Source organism: Mucilaginibacter sp. FW306-07-L, from assembly GCF_058782065.1.
Map to the genome: position 1 here is coordinate 704,699 of NZ_JBYSXI010000003.1, position 22,295 is coordinate 726,993.

General features: G+C 43.4%; 18 protein-coding genes and 1 tRNA gene. 8 read left to right on the forward strand and 11 right to left on the reverse strand.

What is annotated here, in order from left to right:
- The first annotated feature begins 37 nt into the window (after positions 1–37).
- Positions 38–1,030, forward strand: a complete 993-nt coding sequence (locus AC3WJC_RS18335) for a hypothetical protein (RefSeq protein WP_492400568.1) — start codon at positions 38–40, stop codon at positions 1,028–1,030.
- On the opposite strand, the gene AC3WJC_RS18340 is transcribed toward AC3WJC_RS18335, so the two are convergent.
- Positions 1,027–1,641, reverse strand: a complete 615-nt coding sequence (locus tag AC3WJC_RS18340) for a rhomboid family intramembrane serine protease (RefSeq protein WP_492400569.1) — start codon at positions 1,639–1,641, stop codon at positions 1,027–1,029. The two genes, AC3WJC_RS18335 and AC3WJC_RS18340, sit on opposite strands and share 4 nt — an antisense overlap.
- A gap of 77 nt (positions 1,642–1,718) precedes the next feature.
- Here AC3WJC_RS18340 and crtD point away from each other — a divergent pair, with 77 nt between their 5' ends.
- Positions 1,719–3,200 carry a 1-hydroxycarotenoid 3,4-desaturase CrtD gene (crtD, locus tag AC3WJC_RS18345; protein WP_492400570.1) on the forward strand — a complete coding sequence of 494 codons (1,482 nt, stop codon included), beginning with the start codon at positions 1,719–1,721 and terminating at the stop codon, positions 3,198–3,200.
- A 126-nt stretch (positions 3,201–3,326) separates the two neighbouring features.
- Positions 3,327–3,767: a carboxymuconolactone decarboxylase family protein gene (locus AC3WJC_RS18350; RefSeq protein ID WP_492400571.1), complete on the forward strand. Its 441-nt coding sequence runs from the start codon at positions 3,327–3,329 to the stop codon at positions 3,765–3,767.
- 57 nt (positions 3,768–3,824) lie between these two features.
- Here AC3WJC_RS18350 and AC3WJC_RS18355 read toward each other — a convergent pair whose 3' ends face one another.
- From AC3WJC_RS18355 to pth, 4 genes are all read right to left on the reverse strand, one after another.
- Positions 3,825–5,792 carry a M1 family metallopeptidase gene (locus tag AC3WJC_RS18355; protein ID WP_492400572.1) on the reverse strand — a complete coding sequence of 656 codons (1,968 nt, stop codon included), beginning with the start codon at positions 5,790–5,792 and terminating at the stop codon, positions 3,825–3,827.
- Between the two features lie 157 nt (positions 5,793–5,949).
- On the reverse strand, positions 5,950–6,297 hold the full coding sequence (locus tag AC3WJC_RS18360) for a Spx/MgsR family RNA polymerase-binding regulatory protein (protein ID WP_492400573.1): 348 nt from the start codon (positions 6,295–6,297) through the stop codon (positions 5,950–5,952).
- Positions 6,298–6,306: 9 nt separating this feature from the next.
- Positions 6,307–8,751 (reverse strand): TonB-dependent receptor domain-containing protein, encoded by a 2,445-nt coding sequence (locus AC3WJC_RS18365; RefSeq protein ID WP_492400574.1) that lies wholly within the window; start codon positions 8,749–8,751, stop codon positions 6,307–6,309.
- Positions 8,752–8,872: 121 nt separating this feature from the next.
- Entirely contained in the window at positions 8,873–9,433 is a 561-nt protein-coding gene (gene pth, locus AC3WJC_RS18370; RefSeq protein ID WP_492400575.1) for an aminoacyl-tRNA hydrolase, read from the reverse strand.
- A gap of 221 nt (positions 9,434–9,654) precedes the next feature.
- Between pth and AC3WJC_RS18375 the strand changes: the two genes are divergently transcribed.
- Positions 9,655–12,375, forward strand: a complete 2,721-nt coding sequence (locus AC3WJC_RS18375) for an outer membrane beta-barrel protein (protein ID WP_492400576.1) — start codon at positions 9,655–9,657, stop codon at positions 12,373–12,375.
- Between the two features lie 67 nt (positions 12,376–12,442).
- On the opposite strand, the gene AC3WJC_RS18380 is transcribed toward AC3WJC_RS18375, so the two are convergent.
- From AC3WJC_RS18380 to ileS, 3 genes are read right to left on the reverse strand one after another with little or no spacing between them, the layout of a single operon-like run.
- Positions 12,443–13,048, reverse strand: coding sequence for a lipoprotein signal peptidase (locus AC3WJC_RS18380; RefSeq protein WP_492400577.1), 606 nt, complete (start codon positions 13,046–13,048; stop codon positions 12,443–12,445).
- Positions 13,049–13,435, reverse strand: coding sequence for a TraR/DksA family transcriptional regulator (locus tag AC3WJC_RS18385; RefSeq protein WP_492400578.1), 387 nt, complete (start codon positions 13,433–13,435; stop codon positions 13,049–13,051).
- Positions 13,435–16,836 carry an isoleucine--tRNA ligase gene (gene ileS / locus AC3WJC_RS18390; RefSeq protein ID WP_492400579.1) on the reverse strand — a complete coding sequence of 1,134 codons (3,402 nt, stop codon included), beginning with the start codon at positions 16,834–16,836 and terminating at the stop codon, positions 13,435–13,437. Before ileS ends, AC3WJC_RS18385 begins: the two co-directional genes overlap by 1 nt.
- Positions 16,837–16,936: 100 nt before the next feature.
- Between ileS and AC3WJC_RS18395 the strand changes: the two genes are divergently transcribed.
- Together AC3WJC_RS18395 and recO are read left to right on the forward strand one after the other, a co-directional pair.
- A complete protein-coding gene (locus AC3WJC_RS18395) occupies positions 16,937–17,305 on the forward strand; it encodes a diacylglycerol kinase family protein (protein WP_492400580.1) in 369 nt (122 codons plus the stop codon).
- On the forward strand, positions 17,295–18,020 hold the full coding sequence (gene recO, locus AC3WJC_RS18400; protein WP_492400581.1) for a DNA repair protein RecO: 726 nt from the start codon (positions 17,295–17,297) through the stop codon (positions 18,018–18,020). Before AC3WJC_RS18395 ends, recO begins: the two co-directional genes overlap by 11 nt.
- A 39-nt stretch (positions 18,021–18,059) precedes the next feature.
- Here the strand turns inward: recO and AC3WJC_RS18405 are convergent, their stop codons facing one another.
- Positions 18,060–18,293 (reverse strand): hypothetical protein, encoded by a 234-nt coding sequence (locus AC3WJC_RS18405; RefSeq protein ID WP_492400582.1) that lies wholly within the window; start codon positions 18,291–18,293, stop codon positions 18,060–18,062.
- A 652-nt stretch (positions 18,294–18,945) separates the two neighbouring features.
- Between AC3WJC_RS18405 and AC3WJC_RS18410 the strand changes: the two genes are divergently transcribed.
- Positions 18,946–19,023: transfer RNA gene (locus AC3WJC_RS18410), tRNA-Val, on the forward strand.
- A 166-nt stretch (positions 19,024–19,189) separates the two neighbouring features.
- Here the strand turns inward: AC3WJC_RS18410 and AC3WJC_RS18415 are convergent.
- Positions 19,190–19,885, reverse strand: coding sequence for a class I SAM-dependent methyltransferase (locus AC3WJC_RS18415; RefSeq protein WP_492400583.1), 696 nt, complete (start codon positions 19,883–19,885; stop codon positions 19,190–19,192).
- A 304-nt stretch (positions 19,886–20,189) separates the two neighbouring features.
- Between AC3WJC_RS18415 and AC3WJC_RS18420 the strand changes: the two genes are divergently transcribed.
- Complete coding sequence (locus AC3WJC_RS18420; RefSeq protein ID WP_492400584.1) at positions 20,190–21,236, forward strand: carboxypeptidase-like regulatory domain-containing protein; 1,047 nt, start codon at positions 20,190–20,192, stop codon at positions 21,234–21,236.
- Between the two features lie 27 nt (positions 21,237–21,263).
- Here AC3WJC_RS18420 and AC3WJC_RS18425 read toward each other — a convergent pair whose 3' ends face one another.
- Positions 21,264–22,283: an HlyD family secretion protein gene (locus tag AC3WJC_RS18425; RefSeq protein ID WP_492400585.1), complete on the reverse strand. Its 1,020-nt coding sequence runs from the start codon at positions 22,281–22,283 to the stop codon at positions 21,264–21,266.
- Positions 22,284–22,295: the final 12 nt, after the last annotated feature.

The window sequence follows — 22,295 nt, forward strand, 5'->3', positions numbered from 1 at the left end:
AAGTTTTGCAATCAAAAACGTGCTTATCTTTGCCGCCATGCCGCAACAACTTTATAACCCGTTCAGCAATTTTAACTTTAGCAACCGTAATTGTTTTTTAACCGGCGAGGTATTAAGCACTTCCAAAGAAAAGATACAGGTTTTTCCGCAATGGCTGATGAGTGCTTTCCAGCTTGAAGACAAACCTTTTAAGCTGCTTGATGAAAGCATGGCTACCTATAAGGATCTAAAGTTGCCTTGCTCGGCTGCCGTGAATGAACAATACCTGGAGCCGCTGGAGCGTGAAATAGCCGCCGCTTTTGAACAGGGTTACGAAGGGGTTAGCCGGTTAGATGATGTAAAGCTGTTTCAATGGGCGGGCAAGCTGTTGTATGGTATTGTATTTAATGAGATACAGGCAGGCATCAGGCAGCAACATGCGCAGGGCGAGGAGTTCAGCATGTCGCAAGCCATTATACACCGGTTTACACAGTTGCACTTAATGTTGCAAAGTATCAATTTGCCGCTGGAGTTTGACGATTTTAAGCCCTTTAGTTTGGTACTGTTCCGCGTTAACAATGCCGACGATGTTTTTGGCTACCGCGATGAGATCAATACGCTTACCTTTTCGTTGCGGATAAAGGATTTTGGTATCATCATTTGCCTGCAGGATAACGGCACAAATGCCAACTATCATAGGGAAGTGCTGGATAAGATAGCCGGCCAGCCCCTGCACCCTATACAGTTTGAAGAGTTGAACGCGCGATTTTTTTACTCGGCCTACTTATTTAACCGCTTGCCGGAGTACAATATTTTACCCGTTAACGATAGCATTTACCTTGAAGCTATGCCCTTGCGCGGCATGAGCAGCAAGCCTTTATTTGACCATTGGGTAACCAAAACCTACGGACAAGTGCTGGAAAACTTCTGGAAAAACTGGGGTTTCCTGCTGTTCGAGATCATCAAGAACCCGGAAGAGCCCATGAGCTTTTTGTTTGATGCGGAGGACGGTAACTTTATACCGGCCGATACTATCCAGCTACCGGCTTAACCGCCGATACCGAATGCCTGCAGAAATATTTTGATCACTTCCGGAAAAACCATTATGGTGAGTACTATTCCGCTTAACGCGCCGTAAAAGTGGGCATCGTGGTTAATACCATCCTGCGCATAGCGTGAGGAGTAAGTGCAGTATATCAGGTAAAGTATCCCGAAGATATATGCCGGTATGCTGATCGGGATCATCATCAGGTACATACCCGCTTTTGGATAGAATAATATAAAGCTGAATATTACCGCGCTGATAGCCCCCGATGCCCCCAGGCTATAATACCACTGGTTATGGCGATGTTTAAATACGGTAGGCAGATCGCTCAAAACCAGGCTCACCAGGTAAACCAGCCCGAATTGCCAGTGCCCTATCGTGGCCTCTAACGTAAACGCGAAAAAGAAGAAAGACAGCATATTGAAGAACAAATGCCCCCAATCCTTGTGGATCAGTCCGCTGGTAATAAGGGTGTAAAGGTATTGCCCTCTGGATACACTGTACGGGTGCAGCGTAAACTTGCGGTATATGGTTTCGTTTGAGAAAGCGTAAAGCGAGGTTACTATCGTAATTAAAAATATCATGCTGGCCACCGGGGCCATTTGTATATATTCCATGGTTTAAAACAAATATTAATGGTGGCAGTTAACCTGCACAAGAACGAAGATATGTTTTTAATACTACTTTTGCCCACATGCCCCAGCCAAAAGCCATAATTGTAGGTGCCGGTATTGCCGGTATAGCAACCGCTGTCCGTTTGGCAGTAAAGGGCTATAAGGTAACGGTATTTGAGGCGAATGCTTACCCCGGCGGCAAGTTATCGGAGTTTGAGCAGCAGGGTTACCGCTTTGACGCGGGGCCAAGCTTGTTCACCATGCCGCAATATGTTGACGAGCTTTTTGCACTGGCCGGTAAAGATCCGCGCCGGTATTTTAATTACCAGCAGCTTGATACCGTTTGTAATTATTTTTATGAGGATGGCACCTGCTTATCAGCCTATGCAGATAGTGATAAACTGACGGCTGAATTAGCTGCCAAAACAGGCGAAGAGCCCGCCCGTATCCGCAAATATGCTGATAATAGCCGGCGGATATATGATATAACCAATCATGTTTTTTTAGAGCGGTCGTTACACCGGTTAAGTACCTATTTACGCTGGCCTACTGTCCGTTCTATTTTTTGTCTGCCGGGTATTGATGCCATGCGGAGTATGCATAAGGCAAATACCGCCTTTTTTAAAGACAGACGGCTGGTTCAGTTTTATGACAGGTATGCCACTTACAACGGCTCAAACCCATACAAGGCACCCGCCACGCTGAATGTTATTCCGTATTTTGAGCAGTATTTCGGCGCTTACTTTCCGGATGATGGTATGTACAGCATCACATCATCCCTGGTTAAACTGGCGGAGGAATTGGGTGTGAGTTTTTATTATAATAGCCCGGTTGAGCAAATTGTGGTTGACGGCAGCAAAGCAAGTGGTGTAAAAGTAGGGACAGATGTGGTTGAAGCGGATGTGGTAATATCCAACATGGATGTATGGTTCACCTACAAAAAGTTGATTAGCCATTTACCTGGCATACATCCTCAAAAAACATTACAGCAGGAGCGGAGCAGTTCGGCGTTGATATTTTACTGGGGTATCAGCAAGCAGTTCACGCAGCTCGACCTGCATAATATATTTTTTAGTGCCGATTACGAAGCAGAGTTCAACAGCATCTGGAAAGATGAAACCATTTGTTCCGACCCAACCGTTTACCTCAACATCAGCTCAAAACTGAAGGCTGACGATGCACCCGAAGGCCATGAAAACTGGTTTGTAATGATCAATGTACCCGCCAACAAAGGGCAGGACTGGGACGCGCTGATCGACCTTGCCCGTACCAACATCATCAATAAACTGACCCGTTTATTGGGTGAGGACATATCCTCACTTATCCAATGCGAAAGTATACTCGATCCACGCAGTATTGAAAGCCGTACCTCATCTTACCAGGGCTCTTTATATGGCACCAGTTCTAATAACCAGTTCGCGGCGTTTTTACGGCACGCCAACCGTTCATCCAAAATAGAAAACCTGTATTTCTGCGGTGGCAGCGTGCATCCGGGTGGTGGAATACCTCTGTGCCTGTTATCAGCAAAAATTGTGAGCGATCTTACCCCGGCTGTATCCTAATAGACTAATTTTCTTCACCCCGTATTTCTTAATCAAGATTAAGATTTTGCTGCCCGTGGCGATGCACCTTTGTATTGTAAACGCCGGCAAAAACATTTAATCACATTTTAAAAATTAAGAAATATCATGGAAACCAGGATCAAAATACACGAGATATTACCGGACGCTTTTAAAGCGATGTATGGCCTTGAAGCTTACGTGCAAAAAAGCGGTTTAGAAAAAAAGCTTCATGAACTGATTAAAATCCGTGCCTCTCAAATAAACGGCTGTGCCTATTGTTTGGATATGCACACCAAAGATGCCCGCAAAGCCGGTGAAAGCGAACAGCGCATTTATGTGCTGCCCGGCTGGCGCGAAACCGACTTTTTTACAGCCGAAGAGCAAGCGGTGCTGGCTTTAACCGAGGAGATAACCAACATACAAGGGCATGTTAAAGAAGCTACATACCAGCAAGCAGTAAATGTATTAGGCGAAGAGAAAACCGGGCAGGTTATTGTGGCTGCTGTTACCATTAACGCCTGGAACCGCATAGCTATAACTACCCACCTGATGCCTGAAAGAGCATAATGGCCAGCATGTATAAAAGCGAAACGGCCTCCAATTTGGAGGCCGTTTCGCTTTCTGTTATTTTTTCCAGACGTTATTGTCCGGGTTGTAATCAGGTAGTTTTTTATCCGGGTCGTAAGTAACTGAAATTACTTCCTCGGTTGATGGGTATTTGTAAACAAATGAGTTGTTACGCTCCCAAATTTCAACAGGCAGGTTTACACGCTCGGTTTTACCGCTTTTTAATTTAATTTCCAGCGGAACAGGCATGGCCATTTTCTCCATATTGGTAAGAGTAATCAGCACGCCTTTTGATGGGTCAACGTCAACATTCTTAACATCGTTAACGGCAACATCAAGCCTCCAGTTGTTGGTAAACCAGCCGCGCCAGAACCATTGCAGGCTTTCGCCGCCTACGTTCTCCATCGTGCGGAAGAAATCATCAGGCGTAGGGTGTTTAAATGCCCAGCGTTCAACGTAGGTACGGAAAGCAAGGTCAAAACGCTCTTTACCTAAAACCTGCTCGCGCAGCATGGTAAGGCCAAAGCCCGGTTTAAAGTACAGCAGCATGCCAATGTTTTTCTCCTTCATGTTGGCAGGGGCGCTCAATACGCTTTCAAGGTCAGGCTTGGTAGCGAATTCACCAACACGCTGCATATCCATCGGGCGTTTGTTGGCGTATTCGCCATTGTTAAAGTCCTCAGTGGTCAGGGTATTGATAAAGGTGTTAAAGCCTTCGTCCATCCAGCCGTAAACACGCTCGTTTGAGCCCACGATCATCGGGAACCAGGTATGGCCGAATTCGTGATCGTTAACACCCCAAAGGCTGCCTTTTTTAGCTTTGTATCCGCAAAAAACAATGCCCGGATATTCCATGCCGCCTACAATACCGGCAACGGCTGTAGCAGCAGGGTAAGGGTATTCAAACCATTTTTTTGAGCTGTATTCAACTGATTTTTTAACGTACTCGGTTGAGCGGCCCCAGGCATCGTTGCCATCACTTTCTTCAGGGTAAGCTGATATAGCGATAGATTTTTTACCGCTTGGCAAATTCATTTTAGCGGCATCAATAATAAATGATGCTGATGAAGCCCATGAAGCATCGCGGGCATTTTTAATGCGGAATTTCCAGGTCAGCTCGGTTTTACCGGCCGGGCGTGATGCCGCGCTGGTAACCTCTTTAGCCGAACGGATAATTACCGTTTGCTCGCTTTGCGCAGCCTGTGCCCAGCGTTTTTGCTGCTCGGCCGTGTAAACCTCAGCAGGGTTAAGCAACTCGCCCGATGCAACTACGATGTGGTTAGCAGGCGCGGTAATGCTCAGATCGAAATCGCCATACTCCAGGTAAAACTCGGCAGGGCCGGTATAGGGCAATACGTTCCATCCCTGTACGTCATCATACACACATACACGTGGGTACCATTGCGCTACGGTGAATACCTTGCCGTTTTTAGTGCTTAGTATACCGGTACGATCTGATCCATAATCGGGGCTGACAAATGAAAATTCAATGCGCAGTTTAACTTGCCCGCCCTCGGCAGTTACTTCTTTAGGCAAAAATACCTGCATGCGGGTATCGTTGATGATGTATTTCAGCTCCGTTTCGCTGCCAACCAGTTTAACTGATTTAATTTTGTGGCCTGCATCAAACACTTGGCCGTGGCCGCCGTTGCGGCTGCCGCTGGTAGGCACAATGGCTGATCCACGCGAATCCTGCTTAAACAGGTTCTGATCCAGATGCATCCAGATAAAGCCCAGCTTTTGCGGACTATTGTTGGTATAAGTAAGTACCTCAGTACCGGTAATTTCGTTGGTTTTGTCGTTCAGTTTGGCGGTTAGCTGGTAGTCGGCACGGTTTTGCCAGTATTTAGGGCCTGGTTCGCCGCTTGCCGCACGGTACTCATTGCCGTTTTTGGTGTAGAAGTTAGGGCCGAAAGCATCATGATAATCATACTTTGATCCGGGTGCTTCCTGGGCTTGTGCCAAACCGGAGTTGGCAATAGCCATTACAGCCAGCATAGCGCCGGCTAAGTACTTAAAGGTCATGTTAATCAGTTTAATAATATTTATAGCAATAATACTATAAATAGCTGTAATCAAAAATGCGGTAAAGCGATTGTTACCGTTTTATTTAAATAATAATAATTTAGGATGCTTATTTACTGCCTGCACAACAAAAAAGCGGCCCGAAAGCCGCTTTGTGTTATTTGTTAAAATGTTCCCGGCAAACATCTTCGTTAAAGCCGAAGTAGAGGTAATCGCCATCTTCAATAACGGGGCGCTTTATCATGCTGGTTTTTTGCTGTAAAAGTTTAAGGGCGTCTACGTTGGTTTTCACGCTTTCCTTAACCTGCGGGTCAAGCTGTTTCCAGGTTAGGCCCTGTTTGTTCAAAAAATTTTCGTAACCTGCCTTTTGGTCCCACTCGATGAGTTTTTCCTGGCTGATGCCCAATTTCTTAAAATCGTGAAACTCGTAATCAACCTTATTTTCTTTGAGCCAGTCCAGAGCCTTTTTTACCGTATTGCAGTTAGTTATTCCGTAAACTTTCATGCGGTAAAATTAACCATTTCCGCCGCCACTTTTACCGCCGCTCTTATCATCATTATTAATGCCGCGCTGGTTCTTTTTGATCTCGCCGCTCAGCTTGCCAAATTTGTAGCTTACGCGTATAGCAAAATGCCGATAGATCTGGTTATTAGTTGAGTTCTGAATAAAATCAGGCGTTATGGTGGTTGAGGTGTTTTTCCAGTAGCGGCCGTAAGGGTTATTAGCCACCAATGATATGCTGGCGTTCTTATCCCAAAACTCCTTGCTCACTACGTACGAGTTAAACATAAAGAACCTCGATTTACCCTGTAAGGTTACCGATCCGCTAAAGTAACCGGCGTTAAGGCCTACACGGTACCCTTTATCAAACTTATAGCCAATGTTGGCAAAGGCGTTGCCAATGTAGCCTGCGTTGTTATAAAGCTGCCCGTTGTAAGTACCCTCCAGCCATATACGCGATACCTGCCCGTTTAAGCTTAATGAGAGCTTTTTGGTGATATCGTAATTGGTATTTACGTTCAGCCCAAGCGTTCTGTTGCTGCCAATGTTCTCGAAATTGGTGGTGGTTATTTTTTGATTTTGATTATTGATGAGTGTATCCCTGAAACTGGTAACGCTTTGTATGGAGTTGTTTGAGAACGCATAACTCAAACCTATATTGATAGATCCTTTTGAAAAATTGCTGTAAGTAAGCTCAAAAGTATTGTTCAACTCTGGTTTAAGGTTAGGGTTACCTGTGCTGATAAACAACGGGTTAGATCTATCTGTAAAAGGGTTAAGCTGATAGATGCCTGGCCTGCGGATACGCTGTGTATACCCTAAATTAACGCTGCTGCTTTTTAGTTTACGCTGTACCGATACCGATGGAATAAGGTTGTTATAGTTCGTATTCAACTCCGGCTGCCCTGCCGCGAAGGTGGCGTTGATGGTAGTGTACTCCAGCCTTAAACCCGCCTTAGCCGACCATTTTTCGCCCTTTAACTGGTAGGAGTTGTAGGCACTGTAAACGTTCTGCTGGTAATCAAATATGTTTGATTGCGGGTCATTACGGTTATAAATGCCGGGACTGGTTAGCGTATCTGTTGTAAAATCACTATAGTTATTACGTAAAATACCTTTGGCACCGGCCTCAATATTTATCTTTTTCAACGGATGCACATAATCCAACTGTACGGTATGCTCTTTTGAGCCCTGGTCGTTGCTCTGTAAAAAGTCGGCCTGGTTGTAGTTTAGCGTTTCGCCGAACGTGTTTTCAGTAGTTTGATCATTAGGGGAGTAGCTGTATTTATACGATAGGGTAAGCAACTGATCCTTACTTCTTTTAAACCCTAACTGGTAGTTCAGCGCCGCGTCAATACCGGTGTAGTGGCTCACGTTGTTGCTTATTTGCCTGTACCGTTGTGTAATGGCATCGGTGTTATTGAACAATTGCGATAACTGATCGTTAGACTGGTTGTTTTTCTCCTTATACATTTCAAACGAACCGGTGATGAGGTTAAGCGTGTCTATTTCATAGCTTAACTCGCCATTGGCATACATGTAGTTGCCATCAAACCGGTTAACACCATTTTGCAGTAACAGGGAATTATCGGCAATACGACGCTGGCTGTTCTCGGATGTATTCTCATTTTCAGGCTGACGGCCGGCACCGATATATCCGGCGAAGCCGAACTTACCTTTTTTAACCGTACCGTTCAGGTTAAGGCCCTGCCCCCACACGGTATTATGCCGCGCGTTGATGCCGATATTGTAGCCTTCGTCGGCATTGGTTTTGGTGATAATGTTGATGATACCCGCCAGGCCTTCAGCATCGTATTTTGCGGGTGGGGTAGTGATCACTTCTATTTTGAGGATGTTGGTGGCAGGCATGGCCTTCAATACATCCGATGGATTTTTAGCCATCAGTGCCGATTCCTTACCGTTCACTAAAATTTTATAAGCGCCGCTGCCTTTTAGCTTGATCGCGTCAGAGGCATCAACACTCAGCAGGGGCACCTTGCGCATCATATCCAGCGCGGTATAGGCTTTGCTTTCGGGGTCGGCCTGTACATCATAGCTCAGGCGGTCAACCTCCTGCCTCATCACTGGTTTAACCGCGCTGATCTGTACCTCGCCCAGTTGTTTTGATGATGCCGAGAACATAATGCGGCCTAAATCAATAACAGGCTTATCATCAAGCGCTATTACTTTATTGTTGTAGCCTACAAAGGCCAGTACCAATTGGTATTGCTTGCCGGTGGGCGCGCTCAATGTAAAGCTGCCATCACCTTTTGACAGGGCGCTTTTTACAGGGGCTTTAGTAGCCGCATCCTGCAAGGCAACGGTAACAAAATCAAGCGGTTTATTGGTGGCCGAATCAATAACCATCCCTTTTACAGTGATGTTACCGGCAGGCGTTTGTGCAAAAAGGCATACCGATAGCATGCAGTATAACACTGTGAGTAAAATATTTTTCATTTTTCAGGCTTTCGTATGGTGGTAGTTCGAGTTTCTGTTTAGGCGCAAGTTACCCATGCCATATTACTTCAAGGGGCTGTTTAACAAACTTTAACTAATTAATAGTTAAAGTTTAACATATCTACTTGTTGTACTTGGTCATGGTTAGTTCGGTGCCAATGGTTGCAAAGCTTTTAATCATGTCAATCGAGCGATCAACAAGGGCAGGCAGTTCCGGTATTTCGTCATGATCAAAGCCACTGAGCACATAATCAACCTGCTGCCCTTTGGGGAAGTTATCACTTATCCCAAATCGCAAGCGCGCATAGTTGTTATGCCCCAGGGTTGCCTCAATATGCCGTAACCCGTTATGCCCCGCCGCGCTGCCTTTGGGTTTTAAACGCAGGGTGCCAAGGGGTAGCGCAAGGTCATCAACAATAACCAATACGTTCTCCAGCGAAACCTTTAATTCGTTCATCCAGTAGCCAAGCGCTTTCCCGCTCAAATTCATATAGGTAGTGGGTTTTATTAAATGCAGCTTACGGCCTTTAAAGGATGTTTCGGCATGATAGGCATGGCGCCCCATGCTAAATCGTACCCCATCCTGGCGGGCCAGCTCATCAAGTACCATAAAACCTATGTTATGTCGTGTATCGGCATACTCAGGGCCTATGTTACCCAACCCAACTATCAAATACTTCATTTAGGGAAAAGACGGTTAATTTTTTTAAACGTTACAGAAAGTCGATTTATTTATTGAAACAACTTCGTGACAAAGATAATATTTAGCTTACACCTGTATCCGCATCTATAGTAAAATTCATGATGCAATTGTTAAAATGTGTTAATGACATTTTTTGTTGAAATAAAAGCATTTACTTGCCGTTAAATTCGCAATTTTAAACGCACGCTTGTCACAACTTAATGAAACCAACCTTTTTATCACTCCTATGCTGTTTGCTGTTTTTTACCGCATCGGCACAAAACAAAGCTTCTTTAAAAGGTACTGTAATTGATTCGGCCGATAACCAGCCGCTCGAACATGCCACTGTTACCGTTATTGATGTTAAGGATTCGTCAATGGTAGCTTATACCCTTAGCCGGGCCAATGGTGGCTTTGAGCTGTCGGGTCTGCCGCTTAACCGCGATGTTAAGTTGCTCGTAACCTTTGTAACTTATAAATCATTCCGCAAAAATTTTAACTTTAAAACCGGCGAAGTTACTGATGCAGGCAAAATTGTGATGGCCGGCAGTATGATGGATGAGGTGGTAATTAAAGGCGAACGGGTGCCCATCGTAATGAAAAAGGATACCATTGAGTTTAATGCCGAGGCCTTTAAAACCCGCCCTAATGCCATGCTGGAGGAACTGCTGAAAAAGATACCTGGTATGCAGGTAAACAAAGATGGCTCATTCACCGTGAATGGTAAAACGGTAAGCAAGCTGCTGATTGACGGCAAAGAGTTTTTTGGCAACGATCCCAAAATAGCCACCAAGAACCTGGATGCGGCTATTGTGGATAAGATACAGGTATATGATGACCGGGAAAATGACCCCGACCACCTGGTAAGCGCCATTAATGTAAACAAGATTGTTAACATCAAACTAAAGCGGGCCATTAAGCGCAGCATATTCGGTAAGGTGTATGGCGGTGGCGGATCGCGCGACAGGTATGAAACCGGCGGACTGTTCAACATGTTCAGGGATACCCTACAGGTAAGCGTAATTGCCATGAGTAATAACCTGAACAAAACGGGTTTTAGCAGCCAGGAGCTATACAGTAACGGTGGTTTTGACCGCAGCGGAGGCGATGCCTTGTGGAATGGCTCGGTACAGCTTGGCGGGCGTGGCTGGGGCGGTATTGAAAAGGTAACCTCGAGCGGCTTTAACCTTAACAGCGATTACGGCAAAAAGCTAAAGCTAAACCTGATGTATTTTTACAACGAAACCCGTAACACCAGCGAGAACAGTAATTTTGTACAACAGTATATAAAGGATACCACCTTATTTAGCCGTACTGCAAGTAGTAATAATAGTGCCAGCTTTGGGCATACTATTAACGGTTTGGTAGAGTGGAAACCTGATAGCCTGAACAGCCTGACATACAGGCCGAACCTGGCATTCAATAATAGCAATAGCGATAATTCATCAAGCGGTAATAGTAACAACAATTTTGACGCGAAGGTTAATGATAGTGAAAGCAGAGGTACTAATGATAATAATTCATCAACCTTTGGGCATAGCGTGGTATATAACCGGCGGGGCAAAAAGCGGCGCGAGGAATCATTCACGCTGATGCATAACCTGAGTTTTAACCCTAATAACGCCGATGGTTTTAATAAAAGCCGTACAACAAGTTATGTTTCAACCGTACCATCCTACCTGCTTGACAGGTATAACACCAGCGACAATAAAAATTCATCGGGCAGCCTGTCATTAAGTTATCGATACCCGCTCTCAAAAAAGCTGATCGTGGATGTAGTGACCTCTGCCGATTACAACAATGCCGACCAAAACCAATTTGTGTATGATCGGGATATGCTTACCAACCGGTACAGCATTTTATTACCCGATCAAAGCGCTGACCTGAACCGCCGTAACTGGACCAAGAATGTAAAACCCGGCATAACCTGGCGCATGTTTAAAAAGGTATCCATAATAGCAGGCGTAACACAACAATGGCAAAATATTACCGATGTTTTTGATGTAGGCACAGTTAAGCGGTCTTATAACTTTTTGTTGCCCTCATTCCGTTTAGATCTGTTTGACCGGATCTCTATATCTATGGAAAGGAACTATAACCTGCCGTCTATATCTGATCTTCGGCCGGTTACTATTGTGTACAGCCCGCAATCATCATTCATAGGCAACCCTGATCTGAAGCCATCGCAGAGTACGCGTTTTACCCTTAACTACTATAACTACAATTTTGAAAAAGGAGTAAATATGTATGCCTGGTTTAATTACTCGACCTCGCAAAATACGGTGATCCATAAAACAACCATTACCAGCGACTATGTACATACCAATATGCCTGTTAATGCCGGGCAAAGTGTGGATATGTATGGATCTTTTTCGTTTGGTAAGGAGTTTAAAAAAAGTAAGATATGGCGTTTTGGCTTACGGAGTAGTATAGGGCCGCAGTATCGTGAGCGGATCAATATGATCAATGATGAAACCGGAAAGGAAAAAAACTGGACGGCATCATTTACCCAAGGCGGAGAGATAGCATGGAATGATAAGATAGAGCTCAATACCAATTTTACTTACTTCCGCAATTGGGCAAGGTATGATTACAGTAGCGGACAAAACCAGAACCTGAAAGGCTTTAACATGCAGAACAACATTAATATACGCTGGCCTAAAAAAGTAGTTTGGGAGGGTAAGCAGGAGTTTACTTACAACTCGCAAATTGCCGATGGTTTCCGTAAGAGCAATAACATTCTGAGCGCGTCAGTAGCGGTGCAGATGTTTAAAAAGGAGCAGGGCGAGATAAAACTGGCGGTGTATGACTTGCTCGATCAAAACATCAATATTTACCGGTTTACCACCACCAACGCGCTTATTGACGGGCAAAATAATACCCTGAAAAGATATTTTTTGCTTACTTATACCTATAAGTTTAATGTGCTGAAAACAAAGTAAGCCCTATAAAACGTGAAAGGCCTTGTTAATTTAACAAGGCCTTTCACGTTTTATATAAACGAGGTAATTACTCTTCAACAACCTCGCTGTTGGTGCTTACCGGTTCCGGCTCTTCATGTTTAAAGTAGCGTTTCTGGAATATCAGTATCATAATAACACCTACAGATATAGCCGCGTCGGCCAGGTTAAATATCGGGCGAAAGAACTCAAAGTCCTCACCACCCCATACCGGAAACCATTGCGGGAAAACTCCTCTTACAAGCGGGAAGTAGAACATATCAACCACCCGGCCATGAAACAGCGGCGCGTAATCAAACACTTTGCCGTAAAAAACACAGTCAATAATATTACCCAATGCGCCGGCCAGTATCAGGGCTACATTCATGATCAAACCACGGTGGTACTTGTGTTTGATGAGATGTACCAGCCCGTAACCTATAGCTACAACCGCAACAATGCGGAAAAGCGTAAGAGCCAGTTTACCCAGTTCGCCACCCAGTTCCATGCCAAATGCCATACCGTTATTTTCGATAAAGCGCAGCATGCCGCGGTCGCCTAAAAAATGGATCTCTTCGCCTATGTACATATTGGTTTTCACCCAAATCTTGATGATCTGGTCCGCCAATACTACTAACGTGGCCACCAAAAATGGCTTAACGTACGATGCCTTCATTTAATTTTGGCGAAGTTTAGCTTCCATACTAAGCGTAGTATGCGGCACGGCACGTAAACGCTCTTTTTGGATCAGTTTACCGGTTTCGCGGCAAACACCGTAAGTTTTATTTTCGATGCGTACCAGAGCGGCATCCAACTGCTCAATAAACTTTTTTTGCCTTGCAGCCAGTTGGTTTATCTGCTCTTTTTCTAATGTAGCCGAGCCATCTTCCAGGGTTTTGTAAGTACCGGCCGTATCATCAGTGCCATTCGCGTTTGGCGAGCTTAATGATGACGCAAGCGCGTTAAGCTCCTGTTTAGCCGTGCGTATTTTCTCTAAAATTATATCTTTAAATTCCTGTAGTTCCGAGTCAGAATATCTGGTCTTTGTGGTTTCGTTTGCCATTATATTTTACTTATAGAAATCAATAATTCGTTTTCGTCAATATTTGTTATTTCACCTTCGGTCAGTTCGTCAATAAATACAACGGTATCAGCAAGTATCTCCGCCTGTATGTAGGCCAAATTCGCGTTTACCGCATCAATAATAGCGGCGCTACCGGTTTTTATATTTACGTTGATCTTATCAGTCACCTCAAAATCTTTGCCTTTGCGCAGGTTTTGAACCCGATTTATCAGCTCGCGCGATAAGCCTTCCTTCTTGAGTTCGTCAGTCACTGTAACATCCAAAGCAACGGTTAGTTTGCCTAAATTTGCAACCTGCCAGCCCGGTACATCCTCCGCTATAATTTCAACGTCGGTTATCGCTATTTCAAAAATTGCGCCATCAACCTCAAAAGTTGTGGTGCCATCCTGTTCAAATTTAGCAAGTGCCTGCTGGTCAAGGTTCACAATAGCGTCGGCAACGGCTTTCATGCTTTTACCTGCCTTAGGGCCTAATGCTTTAAAATTAGGCTTTACCTTCTTTTTAATAAAGCCGGCAGCGTCGGTAATATATTCAATATTTTTGATATTGGTTTCAGAAAGTATTAACTCCTTAACCTGCTCTACCTGGTGCTCAAAATTCCTGTCTAATATCGGTAACAGTATCTTGCTCAGCGGCTGGCGCACATTAATGCTGCTTTTTTTACGTAGCGACAGTACCAGGGATGATACATCCTGCGCTAATTGCATACGCTCTTCCAGTTCCTTGTTCACTACCCCGGTATTGTACTCCGGGAAGTAAGCCAGATGTACCGATTCAAATTGTTCCTTGCCGGTTACTTTATTCAAATCGCTGTATAAACGCTCCGCGAAAAACGGTGCCACGGGCGATATGAGTTTAGCTATAGTAACCAGGCAGGTGTAAAGCGTTTGGTAGGCTGATAGTTTATCCTCCGAGTTTTCTGATTTCCAGAAACGCCTGCGGCTTAAGCGGATGTACCAGTTACTAAAGTGCGCGTCAACAAAATCCTGTATGGCACGTGCCGCGCGGGTTGGCTCAAAATCAGCATAAAACCCGTCAACCTCTTTGGTAAGGGTGTTGAGTAAGGATAATATCCAACGGTCTATCTCCGGCCTTTCGCTTAGTGCTATTTCAGGCTCACTGTAAGTAAACTGATCAATATTGGCATACAGCGCGAAGAAAGAATAGGTATTGTACAGTGTGCCGAAAAATTTACGGCGCACTTCGTCCAGCCCTTCCAAGTTAAACTTCAGGTTATCCCATGGTGATGCGTTGCTGATCATGTACCAGCGGGTAGCATCGGCACTGTATTGCTCAATGGTCTCGAACGGATCGGTAGCATTACCCAAACGTTTCGACATTTTGTTGCCGTTCTTATCAAGCACCAGGCCGTTTGATACCACATTTTTAAAGGCGATACCTTTATTGCCTATGGCTTCGTTTACCACTTTTACCTCGTCGCTGCTTTCGCTTAGCAGTACGGCTAACGCGTGCAGGGTAAAAAACCAGCCACGTGTCTGGTCAACACCTTCGGCTATAAAATCTGCCGGGTAGGCATTTTTAAACTCGTCCTTGTTCTCAAACGGGAAATGCCATTGCGCGTAAGGCATGGCACCGCTGTCAAACCAAACATCGATCAGGTCAGGCTCACGGAACATTTTATTGCCGGTTGATGAGGTTAATACCACATCATCAACATACGGGCGGTGCATATCCTCTAAGGTAAAACCTTCGGGCATGTTACCGGCTGCTATTGATCGTTGTATCTCGGCATTCAATTCTTCGACAGAGCCGATGCATTTTTCTTCGCTGCCGTTCTCCTCGCGCCAAATCGGCAACGGGGTACCCCAGTAGCGTGAACGCGACAAGTTCCAGTCAACCAAATTTTCCAGCCAGTTGCCAAAACGGCCGGTACCGGTTGCCTCGGGTTTCCAGTTAATGGTTTTGTTAAGGGCTACCAGTTTATCCTTAACCGCGGTGGTTTTAATAAACCAGCTATCAAGCGGGTAATACAATATGGGCTCATCGGTACGCCACGAGTGCGGGTAGCTGTGCTCATATTTTTGTACGTTGAACGCCTTGTTATCTTCTTTTAGTTTTATGGAGATAAGCACGTCGGTAGGCCTGAAGCCGGGTTCTTCGCGCTCTTCTTTGCTGTAATATTCTTCTTTTACATAACGTCCGGCAAAATCGGTCACTTCATCAACAAAGCGGCCTTGCTTGTTTACCAGCGGTACTTCCTTGCCTGTTTCGTCAAGCACCATTACTGATGGTACATTGTTCTCTTTACAGGCCCTGAAATCGTCTGCGCCAAATACGGAGGCGGTATGTACAATGCCGGTACCATCGCCCGTAGTTACAAAATCAGCCGGAATAACGCGGAAGGCGTTTTGCTCCAGATCGGCATTAGTAACATAAGGCATTAGTTGATGATAGTGTAAGCCCACCAGGTCAGCCCCCTTAAAAGCGGCTTCTGTTCGCCATGGAATAAGCTTGTCGCCTTCGTTATAGGTATCAAAGGCGGCATTTTCGCCTTCGGGCTTAAAGTATTTGCCTACCAATGCTTTGGCAAGCACCACACTAACCGGTTTAAAAGTATACGGGTTAAATGTGGCTATTTTTACGTATTCAATATCTTCTCCAATGGCAAGGGCACAGTTTGATGGAAGTGTCCATGGGGTAGTGGTCCAGGCTAAAATGGCAGTTTGTTCTTCCGGTTTGCTGAACAGTACCGGCATCAGCGGGTGCTGCTGGTCGTTCTTCAGAAAAAACTGGGCGGTAATGGTAGTATCCTTTACCATTTTGTAGGTACCCGGCTGGTTCAGCTCGTGCGAACTTAAACCGGTACCCGATTTGGGAGAGTACGGCTGTACCGTGTAGCCTTTATACAAAAAGCCTTTATTATACAACTGTTTCAGTATCCACCATAACGATTCGATGTACTCATTTTTATAAGTAATATACGGATCGTCAAGGTCAACCCAGTAGCCCATCTTCTCGGTAAGGTCATTCCATACATCCGTATAGCGCATAACCTCACGGCGGCAGGCATCATTATATTCCTTAACCGAGATCTTTTTACCGATATCATCCTTAGTAATACCCAGTGATTTTTCAACCGCCAGCTCAATAGGCAGGCCGTGGGTATCCCAGCCGCCTTTACGCTTTACGCGGTAGCCCTTCAAGGTTTTGTAGCGGCAAAAAATATCCTTAATAGCACGCGCCATAACGTGGTGTATGCCGGGCATACCGTTGGCCGATGGCGGGCCTTCGTAAAAAGTATATGGATTATCGGCAGGACGGCTGCTGATACTTTTTTCAAATATGTTGTTCGCTTTCCAAAACTCCAGCACCTGTTTACCGGTTTCAGATAAGTTTAACTGTTTATATTCGTTGTACATCAATGTGTTTCACCTCAAATTTTAGAGGTTGCAAAAATACGGATTTTACTTTAGAATATATATATTGGGGGTTAAAAGCCAACTAATAGTTCAATTTTACATGAAAAAGGTTATACGCAGCTTTGGTTACGCTTTTAAAGGGATTGGCTATGCTTATGCAACACAGCTAAACTTCAGGATACATAGCGGCGCTACCCTTGTGGCTATGGCATTAGGCTTGTTTTTTAAAATTACCGCCGCCGAATGGCTTTGGATCATGCTGGCCGTTACGCTGGTTATTATTACCGAGATGCTGAATACCGCCCTGGAGTTACTTACCGATCTGGCTTCGCCGGAGTATAATACCAAAGCCGGGCATGTAAAAGATGTTAGCGCGGGTTGTGTGGTTATTGCCGCCGTGTTCGCTGTTTTTACCGGTAGCGTTATATTTTTGCCTAAAGTTTATTTACTGGCCACACATGCTGCATAAAACCCGGGGCATTATTTTCAGAACTACTGATTACAGCGAAAGCAGCGTGATCGTACAGATATTTACGGAGAAGTTCGGCCTGCAATCCTACATCATCAACGGGGTTAAAAAGCCGCGGGCCAAAATACCGCGCAATATGCTGCAACCATTGCATCTGGTTGATCTGGTGGTGTATCATAAAAATACCGGTAACGTGCAGCGGATATCCGAATTAAAAACATCGCCTGTGCTGCAAAGCATTCCTTATGATGTGATAAAAAGCTGCATCGCTATTTTTTTGAACGAAGTGCTGTATAAGGCCATCAGGCAGCAATCGCCGGATGAGCAGTTGTTTGATTATATTTTTAACGCGATTGAATGGCTCGATCATCAAAAAGAGGGGCTGGCCAACTTCCATTTGCTGTTTTTAACCCAGCTTACGCGATACCTGGGCTTTTATCCTGATAAGGCCAATGCAGCTACGGCTGCCTATTTTGATATGAAGAACGGCGTATTTTCAAACTGGAAGCCTGAAAGCGCTCAGTACTTGTCGGCGCCACATACCCAAAACTTTTATTTGCTGTTGCAAAGTAACCTTACCACGTCAGCCCTATTAAAAATTGATAATAGTGAACGCCGGTACCTGATAGATAAACTGCTGGAGTATTACGCCCTGCATATTGAAAGTTTTGGCCACATACGGTCGCACGAGGTGCTGGAGGAGGTATTAAGCTGATGCCTGATTGTTTAACATCAAGCATCAGCTCATACGTTGTTAGCCGATTACCCGCTTTTTGATATACTCAATAGTTGATGCCGGGATAGGGGCACCTTCGGTTTGTTCTACAGAGCCATCCTTATTGATAACCAGGTCAGAGTGCAATGTTTTGTCGATAGTAACGTGTAAAACATTCTGTTGCTTTTCTACCTCGCATATCAGTTCGCGCTCGGAGTAAGAAATGGTAAATTCATATTTGCCGTCTTTATCGGCGGGTGTGATATCAGTCATAACGATTGGTTTTTTTTATAAGGTAACGCCCATATCAACCGATATGTTTACAATAAATCACAATTTATTGGTGTTTAAACGCGTGAATGTTTTAGGCATAAAAAAAGAGAAAGCAGCAACTTTCTCTTTTATATATTAACTGACCTCATAAAATTTACCATAAAGAACGTGTTGTGTTAGGACGATAAATTGTATGGATCAAACATACATTATAGATATTAAAAAAGCTAATTTTTTTAAGTTTTTTAACGCTTATTTAACATGGATTAATGATTTAGCATTTGATTACATGGCTTTTGTTGCAAAAATGCATATTTATAAGGTCGATTTAAAGTAATTATTTATAAAAACAAATAAAAATTCGCCTTTTCATTGAATTTTTATTAAAAAATAGATAAATATCATTTTTTTAAACATTGTCTTGTTTTTCAAGAATTGCGATTTATGTATTGGCTTATTATATAAATTGAAGATATATTTTCCCGGATAGGCCGTTTAATACTCTCTGTAAATTAGTGCTGAAAAATTAATTTACTGTTAATCAATCACTAAATATTTTTTTAAAATATTTTTTTGAATAATTAAAAAAACGCCCTATGTTTGCAGTCCCAAAACAAAGCAACGCTGCTAAGGCGAAACAAAGTTTTAAAACGGGAGCTTAGCTCAGCTGGTTCAGAGCATCTGCCTTACAAGCAGAGGGTCACTGGTTCGAACCCAGTAGCTCCCACCAAAAAGGTCTTGCAAACGCAAGGCCTTTTTTTGTTTAAATCGGCCTTGACGGTATTAAAAACGCACTAAGCTTACATTATCACAGAATTTAATATGATTGTTACCCAATAAATTTTATAAGTTATCGAGGAAAGTATTAGAAAATTCGGGTTACTTGCGGAATTTGATTACCTTATAGGGATAAGGAATGTATTAATACTGGCTTGCAAACTTGCCTGCGGCTCATATATGGAATAGACCTTGGTTAATGATTGGCAATTGAATGGTGGCTTATCCAAGTAAACTCCTGAATACTGATGTATTCTGTTCGATGCATCGGTCTGTTTGTCCAAGTTAGGTGTTATTATCGCATCATACATATCTGATGCCTGATGTTCGGTGACCAAAACATGTTTGTAGTTGATAAACTTCGCTACTATTTTAGCTATAGATCGGTTGTTTAAATGTTGAAGTACCTGTCTGATTATTAAGAAATCACCGGAGCAGATTTTTCCGTTTGCGGAATCCTTTAACCTGAATTGAACATTGTCTTTACCGAATAGTCTAATATTTTGCGTAATCAATGGTTTGACCACGTCATATCCCATATACTGATATCGCCAACCAAGAATATCAAGATGATTGAGGATTTTTTTCGTAACGCTAAAATCTCCGCAACCAATTTCTACAATCTGAATAGCTTTATTGGAAACAATTAGTTCGGTTGCTATTTTCGCATATTCTGATATAGCTTCATTATGTGAACCGGAGCCGGAATAATATTCTCCTTTCTTTCCACCCCAGATATTATTTTTATAAATATTGGTGAAAATAGTTGACGCATACTTTGATCGATGATCAATCTTGCTGTGATTTTTCTTCATGGTATTAGGTTATTGTCTATGCTTTAAATTTAATGAATACTAACCAAGAAATCATAATTTATTATTATTTCCTACCCATCAGATTTTTAGAGCGGATATTCTCCGTGCCTCAATTTGACGATCATTAATGGCAGTCGTCCAATAAGTGATTTTCAATTTATTATGGAGTTTATAATTGTGATGAACTAATTTGTCAAATGATTGCCAATTATTAATTTAGATTTTTAATGGTTATGTACAAACCAAAAACCTAAGATTAGCCATATTACTTAGCATGAACCGACTCTTGATTTTACTATTTACGATGTTTGCTTCTATTGTTTGTGCACAAAAACGCTCAGCATCAATAAGCGGAACAGTTACAGATGCGCAAGGGGGCCCACTAAAGAGCGCGACGATTTTTATAACCGGATCTACTCATATTACAGCTACCGATGATCTGGGCAATTACTTATTCAGCACCCTTGAGCCTGGTAATTATCTGGTAACAGCCAAAATGTTAGGCCATGCCACCATTACACAAGAGGTAAAGGTTTTGAATGCACCGGTAGTGAAAAATTTTGTGTTAGATGTAAAGCCGACCATACTTAACGAGGTGAAGGTAGGCACTGGTAATATGGATAAATTTTTAAAGGTATTTCAGAAAGAGCTGTTAGGCTCCTCGGTAAATGGCAGAAGCTGCCGGCTGCTTAATCCCGAAGTGGTTAATTTATCAACAGATAAGCAATTCTTGAAAGCCGATGCCGATGAATTTTTGATAGTCGAGAACAAGCGACTGGGGTATAAAATTCGTTATGCGCTCACTTATTTTAACCATGAGGTGGGTACCAACCGAAGCACCCTATCAGGCGAAGCTGTTTTTGAGGAGATGAGCGGTACAGAGAGGGAGAAGCGTGCCTGGAAAAAGAACCGGGCGATTGCTTATGCGGAATCATTCAGGCACTTTTTAACGTCGATTTACTATAACAGGGTTTATGAAGAAGGCTTTATAACACATGAAATGTTGCCTACTCCCGTTGATGCCGTCCGGCCGGACCTGCCATACATAGATGTTCGTCCGATTAAGTTTGATACCCTTGCCAAGCGCATTGATACGGCCTATTTATCATTACACTTTACATCGCTTTATGTTGACCACGATCCATCAAGAGCAAGCAGATTGATGAAGATGAATCAGAAATTCAGGCTGAAGCCAATAGAGCGCTCACCCACAAGCACACTTATCCATTTAGATAACCGAAGGGTGATGATAGACAGGTTGGGTAACTGTATTGATTGCAGTATAACTTTTAATGGCAAATGGGGACTAAGCAGGCTTGGCGATCAGTTGCCGATAAATTACATACCATAACTCTTACCCTGCTAATAATTTCTGACACTAATCACTAATAATTGATTGCGAAAATTTTGAATACATTTTTTCCAGTAATCTGCTTTTCCTTGTAATGATAATAGCCTTTCCGGAAAAACCATCCTGTAATTTCATAAGTTTACCATTTTTTATCAACACACCTGTATCCAACCTGATGGTTGCGAATATCCCGCTGTCAGATGCGATCGAAGATATATAGCTTACTTGACCGGTAAGCGCCCCATATTCATGATAGGGGTATGAGTCTAATCTTATCTGAACTTCCAACCCGGTGTCAATTTTGCCAATATTTACATTCGATAAATTAGCCTCAGCGTAAAATTTGGTATTTGGCGGATTAATGTATCCGATAAGTTTGGATGGCTTAAGCATTTGACCCTGTTTCAACGGTCTGACAAACACAAATCTGCCGTTAATGGGTGCCCGGATTATGTATTTTTGGGACCAATGATCAATTTCGTTTTTCAAACGTTGAAGAGCCTCGTAAAATCTACCGTTATTTTCATCGGAATTGTTCATCCAAGTGAGGTAGAACATCTGAAAAGCCCCCTCAAGTTCCCCTAATTTTCGGTATCGCTCACCAAACAACTCTGTCCGGCTAACATTTTTTCCAGTATTTAAAGCGTTAAGTCCATTGTGAACTTTACGTTCCAAAGCAAGAACTTCCCTATAATCTGCATCGCATTCCAATACAGCGATTACTTCACCTTTTGACACTTGCTGATTAGTGTTTTTGTTGAGAAAAGTTAGTTGACCGCCATTAAGTGAAATGATCGGCTTTGAGGCGTTCTCAGAAATAACCTTTAAGGGTGCTTCAACAGTATCAGGATAGTTGACGAACCAAGCTAAAAAAAAGAGGCCGATGAACAATACAACCAAAAGTGTTATTCCCCATTTCTCTAGCAGATCAGGTTGATGAGATATAATTTCCTGTACCGATTCAGACCGTTGATTAATTTTTGAATGTAATGTACGCTGAGCTGATGGTTGCTGCTCATCTGTTGAAGGTAATTTATCTGCCGGCATATTGATTGATCT